This is a genomic window from Acidiphilium iwatense, from assembly GCF_021556475.1.
Taxonomy (GTDB): Bacteria; Pseudomonadota; Alphaproteobacteria; order Acetobacterales; family Acetobacteraceae; genus Acidiphilium; species Acidiphilium iwatense.
On the sequence record NZ_JAKGBZ010000092.1, the window covers coordinates 1 to 6,013 of the forward strand.

General features: G+C 62.1%; 5 protein-coding genes. 4 read left to right on the top strand and 1 reads right to left on the bottom strand.

Annotation, left to right across the window (positions count from 1 at the left end; all coding sequences use genetic code 11):
• Nucleotides 1–19: 19 nt before the first annotated feature.
• The 3 genes from L2A60_RS19660 to L2A60_RS19670 all read left to right on the top strand — a co-directional run bounded on the left by L2A60_RS19660 (nt 20) and on the right by L2A60_RS19670 (nt 2,631).
• The gene (locus L2A60_RS19660) at nt 20–1,048 is read left to right on the top strand and encodes a DUF7146 domain-containing protein (RefSeq protein WP_235706154.1); all 1,029 of its coding nucleotides are present in this window, start codon (nt 20–22) and stop codon (nt 1,046–1,048) included.
• 414 nt (nt 1,049–1,462) lie between these two features.
• The gene (locus tag L2A60_RS19665) at nt 1,463–2,428 is read left to right on the top strand and encodes a DUF2493 domain-containing protein (protein WP_235706155.1); all 966 of its coding nucleotides are present in this window, start codon (nt 1,463–1,465) and stop codon (nt 2,426–2,428) included.
• A 29-nt stretch (nt 2,429–2,457) separates the two neighbouring features.
• Complete coding sequence (locus L2A60_RS19670) at nt 2,458–2,631, top strand: hypothetical protein (protein WP_235706156.1); 174 nt, start codon at nt 2,458–2,460, stop codon at nt 2,629–2,631.
• 472 nt (nt 2,632–3,103) lie between these two features.
• On the opposite strand, the gene L2A60_RS19675 is transcribed toward L2A60_RS19670, so the two are convergent.
• Nucleotides 3,104–4,315, bottom strand: a complete 1,212-nt coding sequence (locus L2A60_RS19675; protein WP_235706157.1) for an ISAzo13 family transposase — start codon at nt 4,313–4,315, stop codon at nt 3,104–3,106.
• 199 nt (nt 4,316–4,514) lie between these two features.
• Between L2A60_RS19675 and L2A60_RS19680 the strand changes: the two genes are divergently transcribed.
• The gene (locus tag L2A60_RS19680) at nt 4,515–5,933 is read left to right on the top strand and encodes a hypothetical protein (RefSeq protein WP_235706158.1); all 1,419 of its coding nucleotides are present in this window, start codon (nt 4,515–4,517) and stop codon (nt 5,931–5,933) included.
• Nucleotides 5,934–6,013: the final 80 nt, after the last annotated feature.

Below are 6,013 nucleotides of genomic sequence, written 5' to 3' on the forward strand. Positions count from 1 at the left end.
CGTCCTGACATTATGTTGCGTGGAAGCCGTCGATCGCCTGCGGCACAAAGCCCAACCGCAGATCCGCAACATAACTTTCGCCGCAACATGTTCGGTCTTATGTTGCATTCAACATAAGACCGACGCGATGACCGGCGAACACGGCGATCTGCTCGACCTCATCGCCGCCAGCCGGGGTTTCGGTCAGCTGCGCGACGCGCTTGCCGAGGCGCGTGTCTTTCTCTCCCCGCCGCGTCCGGAATCCCCTCGGCACCTTTCACTGCGGGTAGCAGGGTCTTCGTTGCGGTCACGGGCTTCATCGGCAGTGCCGGCCGCCGCGCCGAGCGGGCCGCTCACGGGCGGATCCGGCGAAGCCGCGCGTCGTCTGTTTCAGGCCGGGCGACCGATCATCGGTACGCCGGCCGAAGCGTATCTCCGCGCCCGCGGCATTTTTGCGCCGCTCGATGCATCAAACCTGCGCTACCATCCGGCGGTTTACTACCGCGCGCATGAGGGGGTGCCGCGCCAAGTCTGGCCGGCACTGCTGGCAGCGGTGACCGATCCCGAGGGCCGCATCACCGGCGTGCATCGCACCTGGCTCGATCCCGCCCGTCCCGCCAAGGCGCCGCTGGCTGATCCGCGGCGCGCGCTCGGTCATCTGCTCGGCAACGGTGTGCGCTTCGGCACCGGCCGCGGCGTGCTGGCCGCCGGCGAAGGGCTCGAAACCATCCTCTCCCTGAAGTCGGTGCTGCCCGCTCTGCCGATGATCGCCGGGCTCTCGGCCAATCATCTCGCCGCGCTTTGGCTCCCACCGCCGCTGCGCCGGCTCTATGTCGCCCGCGACAATGACGAAGCCGGATGTCGTGCGGCGGAACGGCTGCGGATACGCGGCGCGGCGTCGGGCCTCGAGGTCCGCGACCTCGTGCCGGTCCTGGACGACTTCAACACCGATCTGGTGCAGCTGGGCCCGGCCGCAATGCTCCGCTCCTTGGTACCGCAGCTCGTCCCCGCTGACCGGGTGCGGTTTGTGCCGCCCGAATTCCGCCGGGGTGGACGTGGCGGAACCTGAGGTTCGGCAGCACCGGGATCGGCCGGGAGCAGGGCAGGGTGGTGGGGACGTGCTGGCTTGCCCTGCCGGACGAGCGCCGCGCCCACGGCCTTCCCGAGCGGGCGATCTGCCGGAGGCGGCGCCGGCCCGCAATGGCGCCGAGCGGCTATTTTCCGCCGCCGGGCAAGATCACTCCCCGCGGCAAGCCGCGCGGGGGCTCCGATTGTCCACCCCATCGCGCGGGCGCGATGGGGGCGCAGATGCCCGGCTTTGCATCGCGAAACAAAATAGCCGCCCGGCCGCCATCCTCCGCTGCGCTTCGGCCCTGCCGCCCCGCACAGCGGGGCGGTGCGGGTGCGGGCCGTCTCCGCCTCCGGCCAGGGATCGCCCGTGAAGGCCGCGATGGGCGCGGTCCCCGGCAGAAAGGCGCACGCCATGACCCCCTCCCTGTTCTCCAGCGACGACACCGGCCCCGAAACCGAGGCCGGAGTAGAACACCACGCCGCATCCCCAACCGCGCAGTTGCTCGACGAACTGGCGCTCTACGGCTACCGCCCCGGTCCGGACGAGCCCGGTCCACGACCGCTGCCGGACACCGACATCGCGCAGGCGCAGCTTGCCGATGTTTTCGACGTGTTCGGCACGATGCTGGCCGGCACAAGCCTCGAGGACGACCTGCCCGACCTGCTCTGGTCCATGGTCAATCTGTTCCATCGCAAGATCGGCCGCATCGAGCGCGATCTCGACGGCAACGAGCAGGCACAGCGCCGCAGTCAAGCCGAGCAGAACGGCTCGGAAGTCAAATCCGTCGAGCTCGAGCGCCTGATCGATCAGGGTCTCGCCCTTATCGAGCGCCGCAACGGTTTCGAATTCTTCCGTGACCATGCCGCCGAACTGTTCGAAGCCGCGACCGGCGCGGCCTGGCGCCCGCGTGCCGGGTCCATCGTCAACCATCGCACACTCACCGCCGCGATGATCGACAGCCGCGATTTTCTCGCGGCAAAACGCCGCGCCGAGACCGAGTTGCTGGTTCCCGCGGGCACCCGCATCGCCTTCACCGGCGGTCCCGACTGCAACGACCATCAGCGCATCTGGGCCGTGCTCGACAAGGCGCGCGCCAAGCATCCCGATATGGTGCTGCTGCATGGCGGCAGTCCCAAAGGCGCCGAGCGCATCGCCGCCTGTTGGGCCGATAGCCGCAAGGTGGCGCAGGTCGTCTTCAAGCCCGACTGGGCGAAACACCGCAATGCCGCACCGTTCAAGCGCAACGATCAGATGCTCGACGCGTTGCCAACGGGGCTCATTGCCTTCCCAGGCTCGGGCATCTCCGCCAACCTCACCGACAAGGCCCGCAAGCTCGGCATCCCGGTCTGGCGCTTCAGCGAGGACGGCGCCCAATAGGCGCCGACCTGGCCATCGCATCGTGTACGATGGCAATACTGTTCGCCCGCGACGCCCGGGCGTTCACCTTCGAGCGGGTCGATCTTGGTAGCGCGGGTATCGTGCCGGACGATCCAGATTCCGGCGAACGCGAAGAGCGGCCGGTTGCCGTCAAGCGCGAACCAGACCAAAGTGAAGGCGCGCGATTTCGGGTGAGTCCTTGAGTCCTATTGCTGATTGCTGATGATTCCGGGCTCGGTGGCCGATCACATGGTCACATTTTCTCACGACCAGATGCTGAGGCTCACTGCAACAAACCACCGGAGTTGATCCATAGCTGCCTCTTAACAGGCCCGTTGGCAGCAGCCGAAGTGGGCCGATAACGGCCTGGCAGGTGTCGACCAGACCCGGACGTTCAGTGATTTGAGATGAAGGTTAGCTCATGAGGGAAGCGGCCATTCACCTGTATCGATCTCGGGTGGTCGTTTGGCGCCCATTGTGGCTGCAGCCGGTGTTTGGCGCTTGCCCTAAGCGGACCTTCCGTTGGACGCCCTTGGCGATCTTCTTCGACGGGAAGATGATCACCGTCGAGGCGGACATACCGCCACAGAACTTTTGCCGGGTTCATCGGAAAGGAAGGCCCCCTCTCGCAGCAGCCTGGATAACCGGCTTAGGGTCTGAGCCCGGATAATCGCATCATAATTTGGCCTTTCTTGGTCTGATTGTGTAGTTCCATTCTCCGTGGAAATCGGCATGCTGGATATTGAGTGACGCCATTTCGGCGTTGGTGATTTTGATGCCTTTTTCATAATCGCCACGATCGATCCTGCAGGCAATGCTGAGGCCGGTCTTCGTCGTTGTGCTGGCGATCAGTTGGACGATGACTTCATGGCTGACCAACGGCTTGCCGCGCCAGTTCTGGGTTATGAACGCGAATAGCTTGTGCTCGACGCGATTCCATTTGCTGGTGCCAGGCGGCAGGTGACAGACGGAGATCGCGATACCGAGTTCGTCAGCCAGGACTTGCAACTCTCGTTTCCACAGACGTACGCGCACACCATTGCTACCGCCGCAATCGGCATTGATCAGCAGCTTGCTTGCCGCCGGATAGCGGGATGCACCAAGCTCATACCACCAGCGGCGGATGCTCTCGACGGCGAAGACTGCGGTATCGTGGTTGATGCCGAGATTGATCCATCCCGTATTGGCTGCGATGTCGTACACGCCGTAGGGCACAGCTTTGCCGAGTTCGGGGATCATGAAATCATGCACTCGTACCGGCTCGGGCTGCCCCTTCGGGCGCAACTCACGTCCGCCATTCTTGAAGTCGCCGACAAGCTCTTTCTTCTTCGTGTCGACCGAGATTGCGGGTTCGCCGGCTGCTTGGAACGCCTTCACCTGGGCGCTGATATGGTCGAACTGGGCGTTACGGTCGGGGTGGTTCGTCCCTTCGCGCGTCTTGCTGTTCGCCTGCAGGCTGAAACCCAGTTTCTTCAGCAGACGACCGACTAGTTTCTGACCCGCAGTGAAACCGCGTTCGGCCAGTGCGGCCGACAAATGACGCTGGCTCTTGCTGACCCAGCGCAGCGGCGCCTCCGGATCGCCGCGGATCGATGATTCCACCAGCGTATTCAGCGCGTCCAAAAGTCCTGGCTGGATCTCGGTCGCTGGCTTGCTCCCACCGCCCGATCTGCGCACCCGCGCGCCGAACGGCGTCGTACCCAGACGCAAATCAACCAATCCCCGGCCGATCGTGCTGCGCGCAATGCCGGTCGCCACCGACACCGCCGCAATCCCTCCTCGACCCGCGGCACGGGCTTCGCCAGCGGCAAACAGACGGCGATCCCGTTCGGTCAGAAACGGCTCAAGAGCTTCAAAGCGCGACTTGATGGCTGCAATATCAATCATCCCCCAAAAATAGGCCGGACCGACCCAACGTCACCCAGTTCGCCCGATTCGATCCTTGCGTTTTCGTGGTCATTCCGATTCTTTCGTGCCGAATCGCTTATTCAAGCTCAGGCCCTAAGATATGTCAATGTGCACCGTCATGAGGATTACGTCCTTGGGACAACGTCAGACTCACGTGCCTCCGGGCATTTACTCATAAATGTCACTCATTACGACGTTAAAAGAGGCCTTGATGTTCGTTCTAAAGGTGGCCACCGGGCCAATAATACGCCAGGTAAAGCGCCTAAACGCACAACGTAAGGCCGCAAGCGGAGTTGTTTCGCCGCCGACTAACCGGATCGAGATCTGCTTGAGTGAAACAATCAATGCGTTGACCGGTCGCGCTGCTCAGCCAGCTTGGTGGCGGAATGCGATTGCGACAGCCCAGCAAGCCAGTATCAGACCAGATCCACAATTTTTCGGAGAAAGCCTGTGGAAGTGGCTTGATGACCCAAAGGTACGGCAGTGCCTCAGTTCCCTGGCAGCAAATGACCTGAGTGGTCGGCCGAGGCTACCAGCAGACGACCAGAACCGCCAGGCGCTCGCCTCTAAGTACGAAGAGCTTGTGGGCGACAAGGGGACGTTAGCTTCCGGCATAGTTGAGGTGATCCTGGCAGTGCTAATTGCTGGGCTTCAGGCTGATTTAGCAACGAATCCGAGCGCTCAAGCATTGAGTGCGCAAAACCAAGCATCTACCGAGATCATTCTTGCTAAACTCGACGGTGTTACCATTTCAAAAAAAGTGGACTCGAGTGAAGGCCCGACCGCCGGACAGGACCTCGAAGCCGCTGCATTGCGTCGGATCGCCGGGAATCTTTTGGCTGCGGGATCACCGCCGTCTCTGCTTCCCCTATTCCCGACGGCCTCCGCTGCGGCGCGGAAAGCTCTTGAAGAGTTTGGGAATGTGCGGCGGAGGATTACTAGCAGCACCGAGCAGGCTTCGTCTGCGAAGCAGGAGGTGCATGGAATTAGCGCGTTGACCGAAATGGGCGAATTGCACCACCTACTAATCGCGCCACCTGGATCGGGAAAGACGTACGCATTATGGCATGCTGCGAATGAAATGCTAAATACCGGGGGGCTGATTCCTCTATTCCTTCCATTAGGCCGCTTGGCGAGCTGGGACGATGTCATCAGAGCGGTAGCTGACGTTGCCGATGGCGTATCTATAGACACTTTGGTCCGAGATTCGCGGGTGTGCGTTTTTCTAGACGGTTGGTCGGAATTTGTAGCAGATTACGGCGTCAACGAACGTGCGCGCGTGCTGCGAGTCCTAAGCCGAACGCGCGTAGTTGCAAATGGTCGCCATGGAATGGCTGTCGATGCCGTCTTCCGGCTATGGGTTCTCGACCCTCCCTCGGTTAGTGAGGTTGAGAAGGCGATCAAAAAAGCATTTCCTGGTTCTCTGCCTCCGGAGGCGGCGCTTATCGAGTTGCTGCGACTGCCGCTTGCCTTGTCGCTGTTCATACTGCTCGGTGGTTCGGTTTCTACTCGTGGGGAACTACTTATCCGGTTGCATGAGCATTTGTCTAATGACCCTCATGTCTCCCCTCATTTTGAGGCCGCAGGCGCCATTTAGCCGAAGAATCGATTGAGGCCTGTCGGCATTCCGGAAGGAATCCTGGCGGCCCGGTTCCGATTCCGATTGTTGCGCGCCGC

Excerpts from the sequence above, each read along its gene's own strand:
- L2A60_RS19665 (WP_235706155.1), top strand. The coding sequence starts at position 1,463 with ATGACCCCCTCCCTGTTCTCCAGCGACGACACCGGCCCCGAAACCGAG.
- L2A60_RS19680 (WP_235706158.1), top strand. The coding sequence starts at position 4,515 with ATGTCACTCATTACGACGTTAAAAGAGGCCTTGATGTTCGTTCTAAAG.
- L2A60_RS19670 (WP_235706156.1), top strand. The coding sequence starts at position 2,458 with ATGGCAATACTGTTCGCCCGCGACGCCCGGGCGTTCACCTTCGAGCGG.
- L2A60_RS19675 (WP_235706157.1), bottom strand. The coding sequence starts at position 4,315 with ATGATTGATATTGCAGCCATCAAGTCGCGCTTTGAAGCTCTTGAGCCG.